The 18,063-nt window shown below is 73.7% G+C and carries 14 protein-coding genes; 6 read left to right on the forward strand and 8 right to left on the reverse strand.

What is annotated here, in order from left to right:
• The first annotated feature begins 2 nt into the window (after positions 1 to 2).
• Entirely contained in the window at positions 3 to 437 is a 435-nt protein-coding gene (locus BLV05_RS04340; RefSeq protein ID WP_046771944.1) for a pilus assembly protein TadG-related protein, read from the forward strand.
• Here BLV05_RS04340 and BLV05_RS04345 read toward each other — a convergent pair.
• On the reverse strand, positions 404 to 763 hold the full coding sequence (locus BLV05_RS04345; protein WP_046771943.1) for an MmcQ/YjbR family DNA-binding protein: 360 nt from the start codon (positions 761 to 763) through the stop codon (positions 404 to 406). The genes BLV05_RS04340 and BLV05_RS04345 overlap by 34 nt on opposite strands.
• A 100-nt stretch (positions 764 to 863) precedes the next feature.
• Between BLV05_RS04345 and BLV05_RS04350 the strand changes: the two genes are divergently transcribed.
• On the forward strand, positions 864 to 1,601 hold the full coding sequence (locus BLV05_RS04350; RefSeq protein ID WP_046771942.1) for a TetR/AcrR family transcriptional regulator: 738 nt from the start codon (positions 864 to 866) through the stop codon (positions 1,599 to 1,601).
• Positions 1,602 to 1,709: 108 nt separating this feature from the next.
• On the forward strand, positions 1,710 to 2,657 hold the full coding sequence (locus BLV05_RS04355; RefSeq protein WP_152691030.1) for a hypothetical protein: 948 nt from the start codon (positions 1,710 to 1,712) through the stop codon (positions 2,655 to 2,657).
• 15 nt (positions 2,658 to 2,672) lie between these two features.
• On the opposite strand, the gene BLV05_RS38110 is transcribed toward BLV05_RS04355, so the two are convergent.
• Positions 2,673 to 4,046 (reverse strand): DUF2786 domain-containing protein, encoded by a 1,374-nt coding sequence (locus BLV05_RS38110; RefSeq protein ID WP_052763015.1) that lies wholly within the window; start codon positions 4,044 to 4,046, stop codon positions 2,673 to 2,675.
• Positions 4,047 to 4,252: 206 nt separating this feature from the next.
• Here BLV05_RS38110 and BLV05_RS04365 point away from each other — a divergent pair, with 206 nt between their 5' ends.
• Entirely contained in the window at positions 4,253 to 5,068 is an 816-nt protein-coding gene (locus tag BLV05_RS04365; protein WP_046771940.1) for an alpha/beta fold hydrolase, read from the forward strand.
• Between the two features lie 15 nt (positions 5,069 to 5,083).
• On the opposite strand, the gene BLV05_RS04370 is transcribed toward BLV05_RS04365, so the two are convergent.
• The 3 genes from BLV05_RS04370 to BLV05_RS04380 all read right to left on the reverse strand — a co-directional run bounded on the left by BLV05_RS04370 (position 5,084) and on the right by BLV05_RS04380 (position 7,747).
• Entirely contained in the window at positions 5,084 to 5,695 is a 612-nt protein-coding gene (locus tag BLV05_RS04370; protein ID WP_046771939.1) for a TetR/AcrR family transcriptional regulator, read from the reverse strand.
• Between the two features lie 62 nt (positions 5,696 to 5,757).
• On the reverse strand, positions 5,758 to 6,801 hold the full coding sequence (locus BLV05_RS04375) for a GNAT family N-acetyltransferase (protein ID WP_046771977.1): 1,044 nt from the start codon (positions 6,799 to 6,801) through the stop codon (positions 5,758 to 5,760).
• Positions 6,802 to 6,844: 43 nt separating this feature from the next.
• Positions 6,845 to 7,747: a CAP domain-containing protein gene (locus tag BLV05_RS04380; protein WP_152691029.1), complete on the reverse strand. Its 903-nt coding sequence runs from the start codon at positions 7,745 to 7,747 to the stop codon at positions 6,845 to 6,847.
• A 377-nt stretch (positions 7,748 to 8,124) separates the two neighbouring features.
• Between BLV05_RS04380 and BLV05_RS04385 the strand changes: the two genes are divergently transcribed.
• Together BLV05_RS04385 and BLV05_RS04390 are read left to right on the forward strand one after the other, a co-directional pair.
• The gene (locus BLV05_RS04385; RefSeq protein ID WP_046771938.1) at positions 8,125 to 8,568 is read left to right on the forward strand and encodes a (deoxy)nucleoside triphosphate pyrophosphohydrolase; all 444 of its coding nucleotides are present in this window, start codon (positions 8,125 to 8,127) and stop codon (positions 8,566 to 8,568) included.
• Positions 8,569 to 8,656: 88 nt separating this feature from the next.
• Positions 8,657 to 9,340: a DUF1707 SHOCT-like domain-containing protein gene (locus BLV05_RS04390; protein ID WP_046771937.1), complete on the forward strand. Its 684-nt coding sequence runs from the start codon at positions 8,657 to 8,659 to the stop codon at positions 9,338 to 9,340.
• Between the two features lie 343 nt (positions 9,341 to 9,683).
• Here the strand turns inward: BLV05_RS04390 and BLV05_RS04395 are convergent, their stop codons facing one another.
• The 3 genes from BLV05_RS04395 to BLV05_RS04405 form a co-directional block, all read right to left on the reverse strand.
• The gene (locus BLV05_RS04395) at positions 9,684 to 11,912 is read right to left on the reverse strand and encodes an Ig-like domain-containing protein (RefSeq protein WP_152691028.1); all 2,229 of its coding nucleotides are present in this window, start codon (positions 11,910 to 11,912) and stop codon (positions 9,684 to 9,686) included.
• A 219-nt stretch (positions 11,913 to 12,131) separates the two neighbouring features.
• A complete protein-coding gene (locus BLV05_RS04400; RefSeq protein ID WP_046771935.1) occupies positions 12,132 to 15,092 on the reverse strand; it encodes an AfsR/SARP family transcriptional regulator in 2,961 nt (986 codons plus the stop codon).
• Positions 15,089 to 17,983, reverse strand: coding sequence for an AfsR/SARP family transcriptional regulator (locus tag BLV05_RS04405; protein ID WP_046771934.1), 2,895 nt, complete (start codon positions 17,981 to 17,983; stop codon positions 15,089 to 15,091). The genes BLV05_RS04400 and BLV05_RS04405 overlap by 4 nt, the downstream gene beginning before the upstream one ends.
• Positions 17,984 to 18,063: the final 80 nt, after the last annotated feature.

The raw sequence follows: 18,063 nt of genomic DNA on the forward strand, positions 1-18,063 counted from the left end.
CGATGCATCGGCTGAGAGACCAGACCGGCGGTTTCACGCTGATCTTCGCCATCGTGGCCATCGCGTTGCTGGCGATGGCGGGCCTCGTCTACGACGGACGGCGGCAGCTGACCGCGCAGCAGCGGGCCGACGCCGTCGCCGCCGAAGCCGCCCGAGCCGCCGGCCAGGAGATCGACGGGTCGACGTTGATCGGCTCGCCGGGCCTCGACCGCGCGCGAGCGGTCGCCGCGGCGCGCGAACACCTCGCCGCCGCGGGCATCAGGGGCACCGTCACCGTCGACGGCAACACGATCGTGGTGCGGGCCGACGCGACCGAACCGGCGGCGATCCTGCCGCTCGTGGGCATCACAACCCTGGAGGCGACCGGCGAGGCCAGCGTCGAGATCGTCACGGGACTGACCGGTCAGCCGAGATCCTCGCCGCCGGACTCGTCGTAGGCGGCCGCGACCTTCTTCGGCACACACATGCGCCAGGCGTCGGTCAGCAGTTCGCGCATCTCGTCATCGTCGATGGCGGCCAACCGCACCCGCACCCACTGATAGCGCTCGTCCGATGGCAACGGAGGGAGGAACTTCGACGGGTCAGACGCGACCAGGGCGTCTCGCTCGTCCTTCGGATAGCCGAAGCCCATGATGGTCTCGTCGGGCGAGACCGCCGCGTAGACGATGCTCTTGATGCGGAACTTCACGCTGTCGCGGACGAGCCCTTCGGTGGTCCGGGGCAGCGACAGCGCGTGCCGCCGCACGTCGTCGATCGTCACCATGAGACGGATTGTGCCGCGTGGGTCCGACAGCGTCGACGACGCCGGCTCCTCGGTGGCTATGGTTCGTCACCCACAGTTAGAGACTGTTACTCCGGTGAGGATGCCTATCTGGAGCGAGGAGGAGCCCGTGGTCGAGGCCGCCGAGCGCCGGAAGCGGTACCGCGAACAGGTCCGCGACGAGATCAAGCAGGTCGCGCTCGGGCAGCTCGCCCGCGACGGCGCCGCGGCGTTGACGCTGACCGGGGTCGCCAAGGAGATCGGCGTCTCCGGCCCGGCGCTCTACAAGTACTTCGCCGGTCGCGACGATCTGCTGACCGAACTGATCGTCGACAGTTACGCCGCGCTGGCGGAGGCCCTCCGCGCCGCCGCGTCGGCGTCGGCCGGAGCGCCCGCACGGCAGCGACTGCACTCCGTCGCGCACGCCTACCGCGACTGGGCGGTCGCACAACCGCACCGCTACCTACTGCTGGCCGGCACGCCGGTGCCGCAGCGCGACGCTCCGGCCGGGACCGCCGACACGGCACGGGCCGTGCTCACGCCGTTGCTGGAGATCCTGGCCACCGGTGGTTCATGGCCCCGAGCGGAGGCGCTGCGCGCCGAGGTGGCGGAGTGGATCGCTCAGCTGCCGGCGGTGGCCGACTGGGTCCGCGACGCGCTCGGCCCCGCCGCGACGACGCCGCCGGACGTCGCGCTCGCCGGCGTGGTGACGGCGTGGGCGCGGCTGCACGGCGTCGTCGGCATCGAGGCCGTCGGGCTGTTCAACGGCATGGGTCTGCGGCCGGCCACCGTCCTCGCGCTGGAGATGGACGCCCTCGCCGACGCCGTTGGCCTGGACTGACGCGACGCTCGCCGAATCGATCGGAGAAATTTCGCCGGCACTGTCACATTCGCCGTCGCGAAAGCACCCATAGAAGGTGAGGCGCGTCGACGAAGGGAGTGCACGGACATGGCCGGGACCGACACTCCTGACGTCGGCGCGTCTCGCCCCAGTGCGCCGGTGCGGCCGCCGCGGAGGGTCTTGCCGCCCGACCCGGCGACCGCACCGGACGACGGCGGCCGGACCGGGCTGGGCCAGTCTCGCCATCCGGCCGAGCGGCACCGACGGCTCGAGCGGATGCTCTGGCTGCTGGTGGCGGCGGTCGCCGTGGCGGGTCTGGCGGTCATCGGAGCGATCCTCACCTCCGGCCCCTCGACCGAGACGATCCTGCCGTCCGACGCCCCCGCCGCCGACGTGCCGCTGGCCCAGCCGACCGGCCCGATCGCCCCCGCGTCTCCCGGCAGCGACGGCAGACCCGACGAAGGCCACGAGGCGCGAGACGGTCCGCTCGACGACGGGCCAGGCGCTTCGGACGACGTGCCCGGCGGCGCCCGGGACGATGTGGCCGACGACGGATCCGATGCCCATGGCGATGTTCCGACCGACGCCGCCGGAGTCGGCATGGCCGACGGGCACGGCAGGATCGGCGGCTCGCTGAGGGACGACGCCGCGGCCCACGCAACCAGCGGTCCCGGGGCCACTGACGGCGCCATTGGCGGCGCCGGCGACAGCACGCCACCGTCATCGACGGACGGTGGCGTGCCGGCGGGTTGGTCCGAGGTGGCGCGTGGCTTCGGCCTCGCGTTCACCCGCACCAGCGTCGGCCGCGACGCATGGTTCGCGACGATGTCGTCGTGGCTCACGCCGCAGCAGGCCGCCGAGTATCGCGAGGTGCCGATCGAGTCGATCCCCACGGGCGAGCTCCTGGAGGTCGATGTGGCCGATCCGGGGTCGGCGGCGCACACCCACGGCACGCTGACCTACGACACCGGCATGGTGCTGGAGGTCGGCCTATGCCATAACGCCACCGCCGGTGGCTGGCTCGTCGCCCGAGTCGAACTCGCGGACGCCGCCTGACGGGGTGATGCCGGCTCAGGGCCTGCGGGCATGGCGGACGGCGCGGCGTTCGGTGGTCAGGACGGCGCGGTCGGCGGCGGTGCGACCGGCTCCCCAGCCCGCCGCGTTGCCGGCGGAGAACGAGCGACGGGCGGTGGTGGCGAAGAGTGAGTCGAACAGGGTGTCGACGGCGACCACGCGGTCGGCGAAGACGGGGACGAGGTCGGTGCCAGCGGCCGAGGCCGTCTGGGCTGCGGCGTCGCGGAGCCGTTCGCCGATGCGCGTGGCGTACGACAGCAGGAACGAGTGCCGGAACGACCGGGTGCGAGACGTGCCGAGGCGGTTGTACTGGGAGCCCGACGCCAGCATCGCCCGGGCGGCCTGGACCAGCAGCGACGTCGACAGCACCTCGACGACGTCGAGGTCGAGGTCGGTGCCGAGGACGGTGACGAAGCCGAGTTTCTCGCTGGAGACCGTGCGGCAGTGGTTGGCCGAGCCGACCTCCGCGACCAGCAGGGTCTTCGGCCCGAGATACGGGGCATCGAGCCAGATCCGGCGGGCCGCCGCTACGGCAACCGGGCGGTCGGGCAGGACGGCGTCGGCGAGGGCTTGCTCGATCGAGTAGCGGCTCATCAGCTCCTGCGCCTTCGCCGACAACGCCTCGGCCTCCTCCGGATAGGGAGTCGACTCGGCCTTGGCCAGCAGCGCACGCACCCGGCCGAGCACCTTCTCAGGCGACGGGCGCGGACGGCCGGACCCACCACCGCCGGCCGATTCTCGCCCGTCCCCGGCCGCCGATCCGGCGGCGGCCGAACCGCGGGCGTCGTCGCCGGCGGAGGCTCGGCTGCCGCGGGCCGAACCCGCGGCGTCAGGATGGAGGGCAGCAGTCGCTTGTCCGGGCGGCGGGAGGATCAGCTGCAGCGCCGGCAGCCGAAGCGCCAGCCCGACCAGCTCGAGCGCCGCCTCGAGGAGCGCCGCCCGCTCGACACCGTGTTGCCGCGCCCACTGGGACGGGTACGGGCCCGCAGGGTCCCACCAGCGCTCCGCGCCGACCTCATCCAACTGCGCCAGCCAGCGCGGATGCGTCGTCGCCGCAGGGTATTGCGCGGCGGCGTCGGCCATGGCGTCGAGGACAAGGAGGACCGCGCTGGCAGAGGCCTGCCGCCGGGTGACTTCGTGGAGGTCGACGGGGAGCCAGCCGGCGGTCCAGAGGCGGTCGACCTGGGCACGGAGGAGCTGGACGACCGCAGCGTCGACCAGGCGGCCCGGCGCGGCAGCCGACACGGCGCGTGCGGCCGCAGCCACGGCGCCAGGCCCGCGGCGCACGCCGTCGGCGGCCACCGAGAGCAGCCATTCGGCCACGCCCTCAGCGGTCACCGGGCGCCGCCGGTCGTCGTCGTGCGGGTACACGGACCACCTCTCGTCAATCCAAAAAGATCACCCGAACCGAGCAATCTCGCCCATCATCGCCGCTCGGTCCGACACAGTTGTTCTGCAAGCCCGGCCGCAGCCGTGGGGTGCCCAAGAGATGGACGACGCTACCGAGGGGGTCTCGTGGTGTCATACCTTGCGTCAGGTCGCCTTGCTCACCGACGACCGAACGGGAGATGCGTGCGATGACCATTGGCCGAGTCCCGGTGCGCGACGGCGAGCTGTTCTTCGACGAGCGGGGCGCCGGGCATCCGCTGGTGTTGCTGCACAGCGGATCCCTCGACCACCGGATGTGGGACGAGCAGGTCGGGCCGTTCGTCCGCGCCGGCTACCGGGTCATCCGCTACGACGCCCGCGGGCACGGCCGGTCGTCGACGCCGAAGGCGGACTTCGCGGCGTACGAGGACCTGCGCGAGCTGCTCGCCGGGCTGGACGTGAACCGGGCGTCACTGGTCGGTCTGTCGTACGGCGCGCGGACGGCGATCGACTTCGCGCTGGCGCACCCGAACGTCGTCGAGATGATGGTGCTGGCCAGTCCTGGCGTGAGCGGCATGCAGTTCACCGACCCGGCCATCCTCGCGCTCATGCAGCAGCAGGCCGAGGCCGCGCAGGCCCGCGACGTCGACGGCTACGTCGAGTACTTCCTGCGCGCCTGGGTCGACGGCCCGCAGCGGACGCCCGGCGAGGTCGACCAGCAGGTGCGGGAGCGGTGCCGGCAGATGGCCCGCGACGTCATCGACGGGCACGCGTCGGGCACGGGGGCACTGCGCGAGCTCGGCGCACTCGAGCGGCTCGGTGAGCTGACTACACCGCTGCTGGTACTGGTCGGCGACCTCGACTCGGCCGACATCCACGCGGCCGCCGGGCGCATCGAGGCCGAGGCGCAGTTCGCCGCCAGCGCGGTCGTCCCCGGCACCGGACACACGCTGGCCATGGAGCAGCCGGCCGCGTTCAACGCCGCCGTGCTCACCTTCCTCGAACGCGCCCGTCTGGCCCGCTGACCGAGGGCAGCGACCTCACTCCACCCGCAGCCCGCGCGCGATGACGTCCAGCGCGCCGTCGACGATCTCACGCATGGAGTCGCGGTATCCGGTCTCGTGCCAGTAGAGGATCGCCTCCATGAACGCGGCGACGAGCGCCGCCGTGACGACCCGCACCTCCAGCCCGTCCGGGTCGCGCCCGGTGTGCTTGGCCATGGACTTGCGCAGCTCGGCCGCCATCTCGTCGGCCTGCCGGTGCATGCCGGCCCAGACATCCGGCTCAGTCATGGCGTACTGCATGCGGCGCCGGATGAGGTGCTCGTCCTGCTGCAGCAGGGCGACCGTGACGACGTCGCTGAGCACCTCGCGCAGGGCGAGGATCGGATCCTGGACGGCCATCCCCTCGTCGAACGCTCGCAACGCGATGGGGTCCCACTCGTCCCAGAGGATGACCATCTCTTTGGTGCCGAAGTACCGGTAGACGGAGCTCGGCGACACCTCGGCCTCGGCGGCGATGCGCTCGATGGTGACGTGGGCGTACCCGTCGCGATCGAACAGGTCCAGCGCCACCTCCTGGATGTGGCGCATCGCCTTGAGCTTCTTGCGCTCGCGCAGGCCCAGCGGGCGCATCGTCATCGGCTCGGTCATCAGCGCCGATGGTAGCGCCGAACGACCGTCAATTGACAGTGGCTCGCAGTTAACCGAACAGGTCAGATCTCTTTCGTCAGCAGCAGGCTGCCCAGCCTGCGCTCGTAGCCGAGCCGGGTGTAGACGCCGAGCGCGCCGGTCGGGTTGTCGGTGTCGACGTCGAGTCCGGCGTACTGCATGCCGCCGGCGGCGTAGGCGCGCATCGCGGCCGTGAGCAGGGCGCCGGCCAGCCCGCGGCCGCGCCATTCGCGCCGGACGGAGAGCACGTCGGTCCACCCCTCGGTGAAGCCCTGCGGCCCCCAGTCCTGGTCGTACGCCCCCGACAGGAGGTAGCCGACGACGCGGCCGGTGGCCTCCTCGACGGCGGCGAAGCTCCAGTCGGGCTGGAACTTCTCGCCGCCGACGACGTCGAGCGCCCACGCCTCGGCGTCGATCGAGCTGGAGCCCCAGTGGTCGCGGGCGAACGACTCGTTGTGCGCGATGCGGATGTCCTCGTCGCGCTCCTTGGAGTACGGCTCGATCCGCAGGCCCTCGGGCACGTCGCCGGCCGGCAGCTCGACGCCCAGGTCGCGGCGCATGTCGACGTACCAGCGGATCGGGGTGAACCCGACGGTCTCGGCCATCCGGCGGGCATCGGCGTGCGACTCGTCGAGATAGAGCCGGATGCGGGCCGGCAGGTTCACCGTCGCGGCGGCGAGCTGCTGACGTCCACGCGCCTCGGACCACGCGAGCAGCGCCCGCCCGATGCCGCGTCGGCGATAGTCGGGATGCACCGCACCGAACAGCGTCGGCGCGAGCGTGCCCTCGGTGACCTGGCGGAACTCCGACCAGGAGTAGGCGCGGATGGTGCCGTCGGCGTCGAAGCCGGCGACGCTGTCGCGGGCGGGGTCGCGCCAGGCGCCCTTGAAGTGGTCGGCCAGCTCGGACTCCGCAGCGCGCTCGTTCGCGTTGTCGTGGTCCTCGACGACCTCGCACAGCGCGAACCAGGCGGGGAGGTCGTCGGGCGTCAGTGCCCGCCAGGTCAGGCCGACGCCGTCAGGCAGCGCGGGCAGGTCGGTCGGTGCGGCGGCCCGGACGGCGAGCGGCTCGAGGTCGACGGTGCTCACGGTGGCCACCGTAGGGGCCGCCGCTTCACACCGCGAGCGAATTTCAGTCGACGCCCAGCATCAGCGTCCACCACGACGTCATCCCGAGCAACCCGCCCTGCTCCGTGCCGATGCCGACCGACGTGTACGAGTAGTCCAGCAGCCGGTCGCGCTCGCCGCCGCCGTCCTCCCACTGACGGACGACCTGCTCGGCGCTGCGCAGGTTCCCGCGCGCCAGGTTCTCGCCGACCCTAGCGGTGTAACCCTCGTCGGCGGCACGGTCGGCCGGCCCTTCGCCGTCGGGGTTGACGTGCGAGTAGTAGTCCCGTTCCCGCATGTCGTCGCTGTGCTCGCGGGCGGCGATGGTGAGCCGCGGGTCGACCCGCAGCGCGGGGCAGCCGGCCTCGGCCCGGGCGTCCTCCGCGGAGTCCAGCATCCGCTCCTCGGAGCTGGACAGCTCGATGATCGGCAGCTCCAGGTCCGGATCGTCCGAGGGCTCCTCGGACGGCGGCTCCACGCTCGGCTCGTCGGAGGGCTCGTCGGACGGCTCCTCCGACGGCTCGTCGGACGGGTCCTCCGACGGCTCGGACGGCTCGTCGGTCGGCTCGGACGGGTCCGACGGCCGCGGCGAGTCGGGCTCGCGCGGCGGCGTCGTGGCGGAGTAATTGTCGTCGGAGTCCTCGGAGCTCTCGTCGGACCCGCCGGAGTCGTCGTCGGACCCGTTGTCGGAGTCGTCGGACTCGTCGGGCGACGGCGACTCGGATCCGGTCGGCGACGGCGTCTCACCGGGCTCGCTCGGCGAGCCGGACGGCGTGGTGCCGGTGTGCGGCGACGGGGTCTCGCCGGTCGTGAAGTCGTCGACCTGCGACCCGCCCTCCGCGCGCGCGTGCAGCATCGGCGGACCGTCCGTGATGGCCACGACCACCGCTCCGATCGCCAGGAAGCCGACGAGAGCCAAGAGACCCACGCGGACCAGCAGAGGAACGTCCCGGACACGCCGTTGCCTGTAACGCGGCAGGTTCGAGCTCACGTGGCCTGATCCTTTCCACCCGGGGCGGTCGCGCCGCACCGGATCCCGGTCAAATCGCTGAGAACCGACATTCCATAGCCATCGCCCAGTTTTGTCCAGGAACCGCCCATCTCAAACATCGATCAAGAAGACCAAGGTGAACACGGACGGTCATCGAACGAGAATGTCGCGGTGAGAGGGGGCCGGAGGCCTCCTCGATTTCGTCGGTGCCAGGCGCCGAGCCAGGGCGACCGTTGCTGGGGCCATGCCCGCCCCGACGACACTCCAGAGGCCAGAGCAGTGACCGGATCGAGCCGTCGGCGAAGATGTCTCGCATGAGCGAACTGCAGGCGCCGCCGGAGCGACTCGTGGTGGCCGCGGCGATCGTCGACGACCTCGCGCGGCCGACGCGGTTGCTGGCCGCGCGGCGCAGCGAACCGCCGGAGCTGGCCGGCGGCTGGGAGTTCCCCGGCGGCAAGGTCGAGGCCGGTGAACAGCCGCTGGACGCGCTCCACCGGGAGCTGCGCGAGGAGCTCGGCATCGCCGTCGAGGTCGGCGCGGAGATCACCGGCCCGCTCGACGGACGGTGGGCGCTCGGCCCCGGCCTGTCGATGCGGCTGTGGCTCGCGGTCGTCGCCGACGGGGTGCCGGCGCCGCTGGAGGACCACGACGAACTGCGCTGGCTCGGTCCCGGCGAGTGGGCGGACGTGCCGTGGCTGCCGGCGGACGTCGCCGTGGTGGAGGCGCTGATCGCGCTGTGCCCGTCGGCGAGGGTCTGACGGCGACGAGCGAGCGGCGAGCAGGCGAGGCGGGAGGTCCACTGAGCGGTGGACGACGGCGGCGGCGGGCGGCACTAGCCTGGCGGGTATGACCACCCAGCCCGAGCCCGCCGACCAGCCCGTGGAGCCGCACGTCCTGCCCAGCGTCCGCGCCTCCGACGACGAGCGCGAACAGGTCGTGCAGGCGCTGTCGGAGCACGCGACCACCGGCCGGCTGACGCTGGCCGAGCTGGAGGAGCGCATCGGGCTGGCATACCGGTCCGTCACCCGCGACGACCTCGCGAAGTTGACCGCGGACCTGCCGGGCTCGAGTGCGCTGGCGCCCGTCGCGAACAGCGGGCCGGTGGTCCGCTCGGACGGCGGCCAGCGCCGGTCGGCGACCAAGTGGATCGTCGCGTTCATGGGCGGTACGGAGAAGCGGGGCCGCTGGCGCGCGGCCGAGCGCATCAACGCGGTCGCTGTGATGGGCGGGCACGACATCGACCTGCGGCACGCGGAGCTGGACGCCGACGACACGACGATCATCGCGATCACGATCATGGGCGGCATGGACATCTACGTGCCCGACACCATCGACGTCGAGGTCGGGGGGTTCTCGCTGATGGGCGGGACGGGCGAGCGCGGCAGCCGGCGGCCGGCGCGGGCGGGCGCGCCGCGGATCAAGATCCTCGCGTACAACCTCATGGGCGGCATCGACGTGTGGCGGCTGCCGGAGGAGACCAAGGACATGACGCTCAAGCAGGCCAAGAAGGCGGCCAAGCGAGCGGAGTGACGGCGCCACACGTCAGCGGCGAGGCGCACGGCCCGGGCGCGACGCGGACATAAGGCGGCCCCGCAGGCCGGGCACGGACCTGCGGGGCCGGTCTATATCCGGGACAGCTCCCCCGTGGAAGCGCCCGTGGGCGAGCGCTGGATCGAGGCGGTGGAGGACTACCTCGTGTCCTGCGCTGAGACAAACACTAGGCAGGACCGCTTTCAGATCGCTTTCATCGCGCATTCACTGCTGGTCAGCCCTAGGAGGACGCGGAATCAGGCGGTCTGGACACACAGCGGCCCCGGTCCCCGCAAGGGTGCGGGGACCGGGGCCGCCAGTGGTACAGCAGGCGCGACGAACCTCAGGCCGTCGTGCCGTTACGCCGGGCGCGCAGCGCGATCGCGACGCCGCCCAGGGCGAGCAGCGCGACGCCGACCACGATCATCCAGGTGTTGGACGAACCGGTGTCGGGCAGCTCGTCGCCGTCGTCGTCACCCTCGGACTCGGGGGCGACGGTGAACGAGACCGAGGCCTCCGACGCGGTCAGCTCCGGGTCGCCGCCCTCGACGGACGCGGACGCGGTGAGCGTGAACTCGCCGTTCGGCAGCGCCTCCTCGGGGGTGAACGTCCAGGCGCCGTCCTCGCCGATCTCGAGCTCGCCGGCCCACTCGTCGGCGGCGGTCTGAACCCGCTCCGACGACTCGGTGACGGTGCCCTCGATCGCCAGTGTCAGGTCGGCGCCGGGGTAGGCGGTGCCGCTGAACACGACGTCGCCGGTGACGGTCGCGCCGTCCTCCGGCTCGGCGATGGTGACCGGCGGCACCGTGATGCCGAGGCCGGCCACGGTGACGGTCTGGCTGTCACCGTCGAAGGACTGCGTGACGGTGGCGTCGAACCGCTCGCCGGCCGGCAGGTCCGCCGACGGGGTGAGGGTCCAGGCGCCGTCGTCGCCGACGGTGGCCTCGCCGAACGACTCCTCGCCGACGGTCAGCGTCACCGTGGCGCCGGGCTGGCCGGTGCCGGAGAAGCCGGGCCGGGCGTTGCCGGTGGTCTGGCCGTCGGTGGGCGACGCGACCGTGAGCTGCTCGACCTGCACCTCGGTGGAGGTGAAGGTGCCCTCCGCCGCGGCGGACCGGGAGAAGTTGCCGTAGGACGCGGTGATCTCGTAGGTGTGCTCACCCGGGACCAGCTCGTCGGTGACGGCGGCCGAGAAGGCGCCGTCGTCGGTGACGGTGCCCTCGTAGGTCTGCTCGCCGTCGATGACCAGGCGGACCTTGTGGGTCGACCGTGCACCCTCGACGGTGCCGGTGAAGGTCGGCCGCGGGCCGGTCTCACCGCCGTCCTCGGGCGAGGCGACGACCGGGGTCGCGACGGCGACCGCCAGCTCCCACTCGCCACCCAGCAGCGTCAGCGCGTTGTACTGACCCGTCGCCAGCGAGTAGCCGATGCTGAAGTCGGCGTCGCCGGTGTCGGGCGACTGCGCCGGGTTCCAGCTGTCGCACTCGGTCCGGCCGTCGTGCGTCGAGCCGGAGTTGACGCCGAGCGCGTAGTTGCCGACGACGATCGAGCCGCCGCTGTCGCCACCGAGCATGCAGGCGTTGAAGATGAAGCCGGTGACGTTCTGCTCACCGACCGGCGTGCTCTGCACCGGCACCAGGATGTCGCCGCAGGTCCAGCCGGAGGTGGCGCCGGACTTGCAGGCCTGGGCGCCGGCGACGGCGTCGATCGGGCCGCGGATGGTGACCGAGGCGTCGTCGGGCGCGCCCGAGCCGCCACCCCAGCCGGCCACCTGCGGCACGCCGGTCCAGTCGGCGCCGGTGACGTCGACCAGGCCGCCGTCGTGCTCCTCGCCGTAGTGGAACGAACCCGGCACGAACTCGCCGAGCTCCGGGCCGGGGAACTCCGACGCCCAGTCCTCGGTGCCCCAGATCGGGGCGTCCAGCTCGATGTGGTGCACCGGGTAGGTGAACTGCTCGCCGGTCTCCTCGCTGACGCCGCAGTGGCCGGCGGTCAGGTAGCGCGAGTTGCCGTCGGGGTCGTACCCGCTGAACCCGACGGAGCAGCGGCTGAGGTCGAACGCGCCGGTCTCGTCCGGCTCGCTGATCTGGTAGGCGTAGCCGTAGCCGCCCTTGTGGTCGCGGGCCGGCTGGACCTCACGCTCGGTGTTCAGAGCGTCCAGCGGGCCGACGACGACACTGGCGCCGCTGGCCTCGACGGCAGCGGCGTCGGACTCGCTGGCGACGTTGATGGTGACGTCCTGGCCGTCGATCGAGGCGCCGAGCACGTCGACACCTCGGTCACGCAGCACCGTGGCGGCGTCGGAGGCGGCACGAGCCCGCTCCGCGTTCGCCAGGTACTGCTCGGGGGCGACGCCGAGATCGCGCTCGATCGCCTCCCGCAGAGTGGCCGGCAGCTGTGCTGCCAGCTCGATGAAGTCGTCGGCGGCGAACGTCGGCACGGTGACCGGGATTTGTTCGTCAGCCTGGGCCGCGGCGCTGGAGGCGAAGACGCCACCACTCACCACGGCCGAGGCGACGAGCACCCCGGCGAACCGTGCCGCGCCTCGCCGACGCGGCAGCTTTGCGTTCACAGATTCTCCAAATACTCCACTTGACATGGCGTTGCCCGGAATCGCCCATTCAGTCGGAATCTAGCGTCTGACGTGCGGAAACCCGGGCGAGATCACGTTACACAAGTCGACTGCGGCGTGACAGCTTCATCACCAAGTGGTCACAATGAATTCCGGGAACAATTCCCCGAAGAATTGACGAGCCGCCCTTTGTCGGTGCAATCCGGACAAGGACCAGGATCAGCGTCCGGCGGCGGCCAGCGTGAGCTCCGCGCGGGCCTCCGCGGCCAGCCGGACGTGCCGGTTCTCGACGGCGACGGTGACGGCGTCAGCGGCGGCCACGCGCCCGTCGGCGCCGAAGTGCCGCAGCGTCCGAGCGGCGTCGAGCAGCGACAGCGCCCGCATCCAGGTCGAGCCGAGCGCGACGGCGATGTCGACCGCCTGCCAGCTGGACCGCAGCGCCTCGTCGCGGTCGCCGGCCGCCCGGTGCACGGCCACTGCCACCGACGCCGCGTAGTGCGCGTCGTACGACACCGGCGCCGGGGTCTCGACGGCGTCGGCGGCGGCGAGGTCGGCGCGGGCGTCGGCGCACCGGCCCAGCCCGGCGTACGCCCGGGCGCGGGTCCGCAGGCACCGGGCCCGGATCTGCGCCGACAGGAACTCGCGGTCGGCCACGCAGGCCGCGATGACGTCCACCGCCTCCTGGTACCGGCCCGCCTCGACGTCGATGCAGGCCCGGTTGTCGAACATGATCAGCTCGCCGTACCGGTCGCCCAGCTCGCGGCGCAGCTCGATGGCGCGCTCGGCCGCCTCCAGCGCCTCGTCGAGCCGGTGCTGCGCGGCCAGCGTCAGCGTGAGGTTGGTCCACGCGGCTGCGGTGATGGCGGGCTGCACCCCGGCCGACCGCGAGGTCCCAGGCTGCGACGAGTCCCACAAGGGAGAGGCAGAATCGGACGGCGGCGTGGCCGCGCGCAGCACCGTCCGCGCCGTCTCCTCGTCGTCGCCGCTGTCGCAGCACTCGCGGGCGACGGCGTCGAGGACGACCAGCAGCCCGGCCGCGTGGTCGACCGCCGGATACTCGCCGCCGGCCAGCTCGGCCCGGGCCAGCGCGATCAGCTGCGTCCGCCGCGGGTGCAGCCAGGCGTGGATCGCGCACCGGTCGGCGAACTGCCGTCCGGGCGGGCAGCCGCGCGGCGGCGTCGGCACGCCTGGGACGCGGTCGGCGGGCCGCAGCCGCAGCCGCGCATTGCGCAGCGTCAGCAGCAGGTACCCGAGCAGGCGCCGGCGCGCCGTCCGCGCCGCCACCGAGTCGGACACCGCGCGGATGTGGTCGCCGACGAGGTCGTGCCAGCCGTAGCCGCCCTCGCCGTCGTGCTCGAGCAGCCGGATGTCGGCCAGCCGGTCCAGCAGCCGGCGCGCCTCGGCGGCGTCGACCTCCCAGACGACGGCCGCGGTCTCGACGTCGACGGTGGCGCCGGTCAGGGCCGCGAGCAGCCGGTACCGCTGCGCCTGGACGGGCTGCAGGCTGACGTAGGTGGCGTCGAGCATGGCGCTGACGGCCAGCCCGCCGGCCCGCAGCTCGTCCAGCCGGTCGCCGTCGCGCAGCCGCCCGGCGAAGTGCCCGATCGGCCAGGCCGGCCGGGTGGCCAGCCGCCCGGCGGCGATGCGCACCGCCAGCGGCGACCCGGCGCACCGTTCCAGGACGGCCGTGGTGGCGTCGGGCTCGGCCTCCAGCCGGTCAGCGCCGACGACGGACGCCAGCAGCTCGCGCGCCTCGGGCTCGGAGAACATGCCGAGGTCGACCCGGGCATCGGCCGGCAGCGACGGGATCCGCCGCCGGCTGGTGACGATGACGGCGCACTCGGACTCCGCCGGCAGCAGCGAGGCGACGGTGTCCGGGTCGGCGTCGTCCATCAGCACCAGCAGCCGGCGGCCGGCGCACAGGCGGCGGAACAGCTCGGCGCGCTCATGGGGGCACGGCGGCAGGTCGGACCCGCCGACGCCGAGCGCCCGGAGCAGTCCGGCCAGCGCGTCGGTGCCGAGCGCCGCGGCGTCGCTGCTGGTGCGCAGGTCGGCGAAGAGCTGGCCGTCGGGATAGTGGTCGAGGACCTCGTGCGCCACGCGCAGCGCCAAGGTCGTCTTGCCGGTGCCGCCGGGCCCGGACACCAGCACCGTCCGGCAGCGGCCCTCGGGCGCGGGACCGTCGCGGAGCGCAGCCGCGAGCGTGGCGACCTCCGCGTCCCGGCCCACGAACGACCTCGGCCGCGACGGCAGCTGCTCAGGCCGGGTGCCCGGCCCGGCGCCCGGAGCGGACGGCGCGGCCGGCGCGGTCCGTGCGGACGGCGCGACGACCGGCCGCGCGGGCGGTTCGGCGTCCGGCGCGGCGGTGTCGTCCGCTCCGGTGAGGTCGCCGCCGGTCAGCAGGCGGGCGTGCAGCGCGGCCAGCTCGCGCCCCGGACGCCGGCCGACGGCGCGCAGCGCGCGGACGGTGTCGTGGAAGACTCCGAGCGCGTCGCCCTGGCGGCCCTCGCGGTAGAGCGCGATCATCAGCTGGCCGGCGGCGCCCTCGCGCTCCGGGTGGGCGGTCGCCAATTCGCGCAGCTCGCGGATCACGCCGTCGTCGGGGCCGTGCAGGAGCAGCCGCAGCTCGTGCGCCCGCTCGGCGACGGTGAGCACCTCGTCCAGCAGTGACGGCGCCGTCTGACAGGTCAGGACGTCGGGCCAGAGGCCGGCCAGCGGGTTGCCCCGCCACATGACCAGCGCCTGGTCCAGCAGCGCGAGCCGCCCGGGCAGGTCGTCCATGGCCCGCGCCGCCGCGAACAGTCCGCGGAACCGCGTCACGTCGACGACGTCCGGCGGCAGGCCGAGCCGGTAGCCGTCACCGGCCGACTCGACCGCGAACCGGCCGAGCACCGCGCGCACCCGGGTCACGTGCGTCTGGAGCGCCGCCCGCGGGTGCTCGGGCTGGGCGTCGGGCCAGAGCAGCCGGGCCAGCGTGCCCTGCGTGACGACGCCGCCGGGACGCAGCGCCAGCGCGGCCAGGATCACCGCCGGCCGCCCGGACGGTACCGGCACCGGCACGCCGTCGCGGCGCACCTCGACCGCGCCGAGCAGCCGGACGTCCAGCTGGGGCGCGCCGGGCCCCGCGACCCCGCCCGGGCCGCTGCGCAGTCCGACGTCGAGGTCCGGGGTGTGGGTCACGGCCGCTCCACCACCAGGTCGCGCAGCTCGTCGGCGCGCGCCGAGCCGAGCGACTCGAAGATCTTCAGCGCCGCCGCCCAGTGCACCCGCGCGGTCTCGTCGTCGCCGGCGCCGGCGCGGCTGTGGCCCAGCTCGGCCAGCGCCTCGGCCTCGACGTCGGTCAGGTGACCCTCGCGGGCCAGCGCGGCCGCCCGCGCGGCCGGGCCGCCGCCGTCGTGTCCGGACCGGCGCAGCGCATGCGCCTCCTTGACCAGGCCGGTGGCCTGCAGCGGCACCGAACCCAGCTCGACGGCGACCGCGACGGCGCGTTGGAACCCGGCCACCGCCTCGTCGGCGGCGCCGGTCTCGAGCGCGAGGTGCGCCAGCACCAGCAGCTGGTCGAACAGCTCGACGCCGGGCTCGTCGCCGAGGCCCTCGCCGGTCAGCTCCAGGTTGCGCCGGGCGTCGTCGTAGCGGCCCAGGCTCGTCTGCACGTGGGCGAGGTTGCGCCGGCAGCGCCGCCGGACCTCCGGGGAGAGGACGTCGTCGGCCTCGGCGCACCGCTCGAACAGCTCGGCGGCCTCTTCGTACCGGCCGTCCAGCTCGTGCCAGACCGCCATGTTGTGCAGCATGATCACTTCGCCGTACCGGTCGCCCAGCTCGCGGCGGACCGCCAGGCCACGAGCGCCGGCCTCGAGCGCCTCGCCGCGCCGGCTCTGCGCACCGAGCGACAGCGCCAGCGCGTGCCAGGCCCGCGCCGTCAGCACCGGGTCGCCGAGCTTGGCCGGCACGTCGAGCACCGCGCGCGAGAGGTCCTCGGTGTGCGCCTCGCGGCAGCATTCGTACCGCGCCCGGGCCAGCGCCAGCAGCAGCGCGGCCGACTCGTCGACGACGTCCTGCTGCTCGGAGTGCAGGCCGGCCAGGCCCAGCGACGTCATGAGCGCGGTGTGCGGGTGCAGCCACGCGTGGATCTCGGCGCGGTCGGCGAACTCGTGGCCCTGGACCTCGTGCGGGAACCACGACCCGGGCTCGACGGCGTTGCCGCCCGGCCGCAGCACCGGCCACAGGTTGTGCAGGCAGCGCAGGTAGTACCGGACGAGGCGGCGGCGGGCGGCGATGACGCGATGGGTGTCGGCGACGGCGCGCAGGTGGTCGTCGACGAGGTCGTGCCAGCGGTACTCGTCGGGCGCGGCGGAGTCGATCAGCCGGACGTCGACCAGGTGCTCGAGCACGCTGCGGGCGTCGTCGGCCGAGACGTCCCAGGTGGCGGCAGCGGTCTCGACATCGAGCGCGGGACCGGGCACGGCCGCGAGCAGCCGGAACCGGAACGCGATGGCGGGGTCGAGGCCCTGTACGGACGCCGTCAGCATCGCCCGCACGCTGAGGTCGCCCATCTCCAGCTCGTCGAGCCGGCTGGTCAGCAGCCGCTCCGCGAAGTGGTCGATCGGCCAGGCCGGCCGGGTGACCAGCCGCCCGCCGGCAATGCGCAGCGCCAGCGGCGAGCCCTTGCAGGCACTCACGACCAGCGCGGTCGCCTCGGGCTCGGCGGCCAGGCGCGCGCGGCCGACCATCGACTCGAGCAGCTCGTTGGCGTCCTCGTCGGAGAACAGCGCGAGGTCGATCTGCACGTCGGACGGGATCATGCTCAGCTGCGGCCGGCTGGTCACCAGCACGCTGCAGCCGCCGGCGCCGGGCAGCAGCGGCGTCACCTGCGCGGCGTCGCGGGCGTCGTCGAGCACGACCAGCAGCCGCCGGTGCGCGCACGCGGACCGGAACAGCGCGGCCCGCTCGTCCAGCGTCGCCGGGATGTCCTCCTCGGTCGTGGCCAGCGCGCGCAGGAACTCGGCCAGCACCTCGCCGGGCTCGGCGGGGACGGTGGAGCCGCGCAGCTCGGCGAAGAGCTGGCCGTCGGGGTGCGCCTCGCGCAGCGCGTGCCCGACGTGCAGGGCCAGCGTGGTCTTCCCCGACCCACCCGGCCCCGAGATCAGTCCCAGCCGGGCCCACGACCGGTTCTCCGACAGCACGGCCGTCAGCAGATCGATCTCGTGCTCGCGTCCGACGAACTGCGCCGTCGACCGCGGCAGCTGCACCGGCGGGCGCACCACCGCAGCGGCCGCACCGCCGCCGGACGCGCCGCCACCGGCCGTCCCCGCGCCGGGGGCCGTCGCCAGCAGCGCCGGGTCGGTGTCGAGGATGCGCCGGTGCAGGTCGGTCAGCTCCGGACCCGGATCGATGCCGAGCTCGTCGCGCAGCACCGTCACGACCTCGTGGTACGCCGCGAGCGCGTCGCCCTGACGGCCCTGGCGGTACAGCGCGAGCATCAGCTGCGCCCAGAGCCGTTCCCGCCACGGGTGCGCGGCGACCAGACGGCGCAGCGACGGCACGAACTCCTCGTCGGTGCGGTCCAGCCGCAGCCGCAGCTCGTTCATCCGCTCCGTGGCCGACAACAGCTCCTCGACCAGCAGCGGCGCGGTCGCCTTCTCGAGGTCGTCGGGGTTCAGCCCGGCCAGCGGGTCGCCGCGCCACAGCGCCAGGCCCTCGCGCAGCAGGGTCAGCTCGGTGACCGGTTCGGCGTCGCGGCCGGCGGCGACCAGCTCGCGGAACCGGGTGACGTCGACGGCGTCGGGCGCGAGGTCGAGGCGGTAGCCGTCGCCGGCCGCCTGGACGAACCCGTCGCCGAGCGCCGCCCGCAGCCGCGCGACGTGGGTCTGGATGGCCGCCCGCGGGTGCACCGGCTCGTCGTCGGGCCACAGCCAGCCGGCCAGCGCGTCGACGGGGACGACGGTGCCAGGGCGCGCGGCGAGTGCAGCGAGGATGACGGTCGGCCGGCCGGGTGGCACCGGGATCGTGACCCCGTCGCGGTGCACCTCGACCGGCCCCAGCAGTGCGACCTCAAGCCGCGCCCGGCCCACCAGCTCTCACCCCTCCATCCCCTGCGCCACGGCCACCGTACCGGTGACTGACAGGAGATCGCACAGTCATCCGGCTGCCG

The sequence above is a fragment of the Jiangella alkaliphila genome (assembly GCF_900105925.1).
Classification (GTDB): domain Bacteria; phylum Actinomycetota; class Actinomycetes; order Jiangellales; family Jiangellaceae; genus Jiangella; species Jiangella alkaliphila.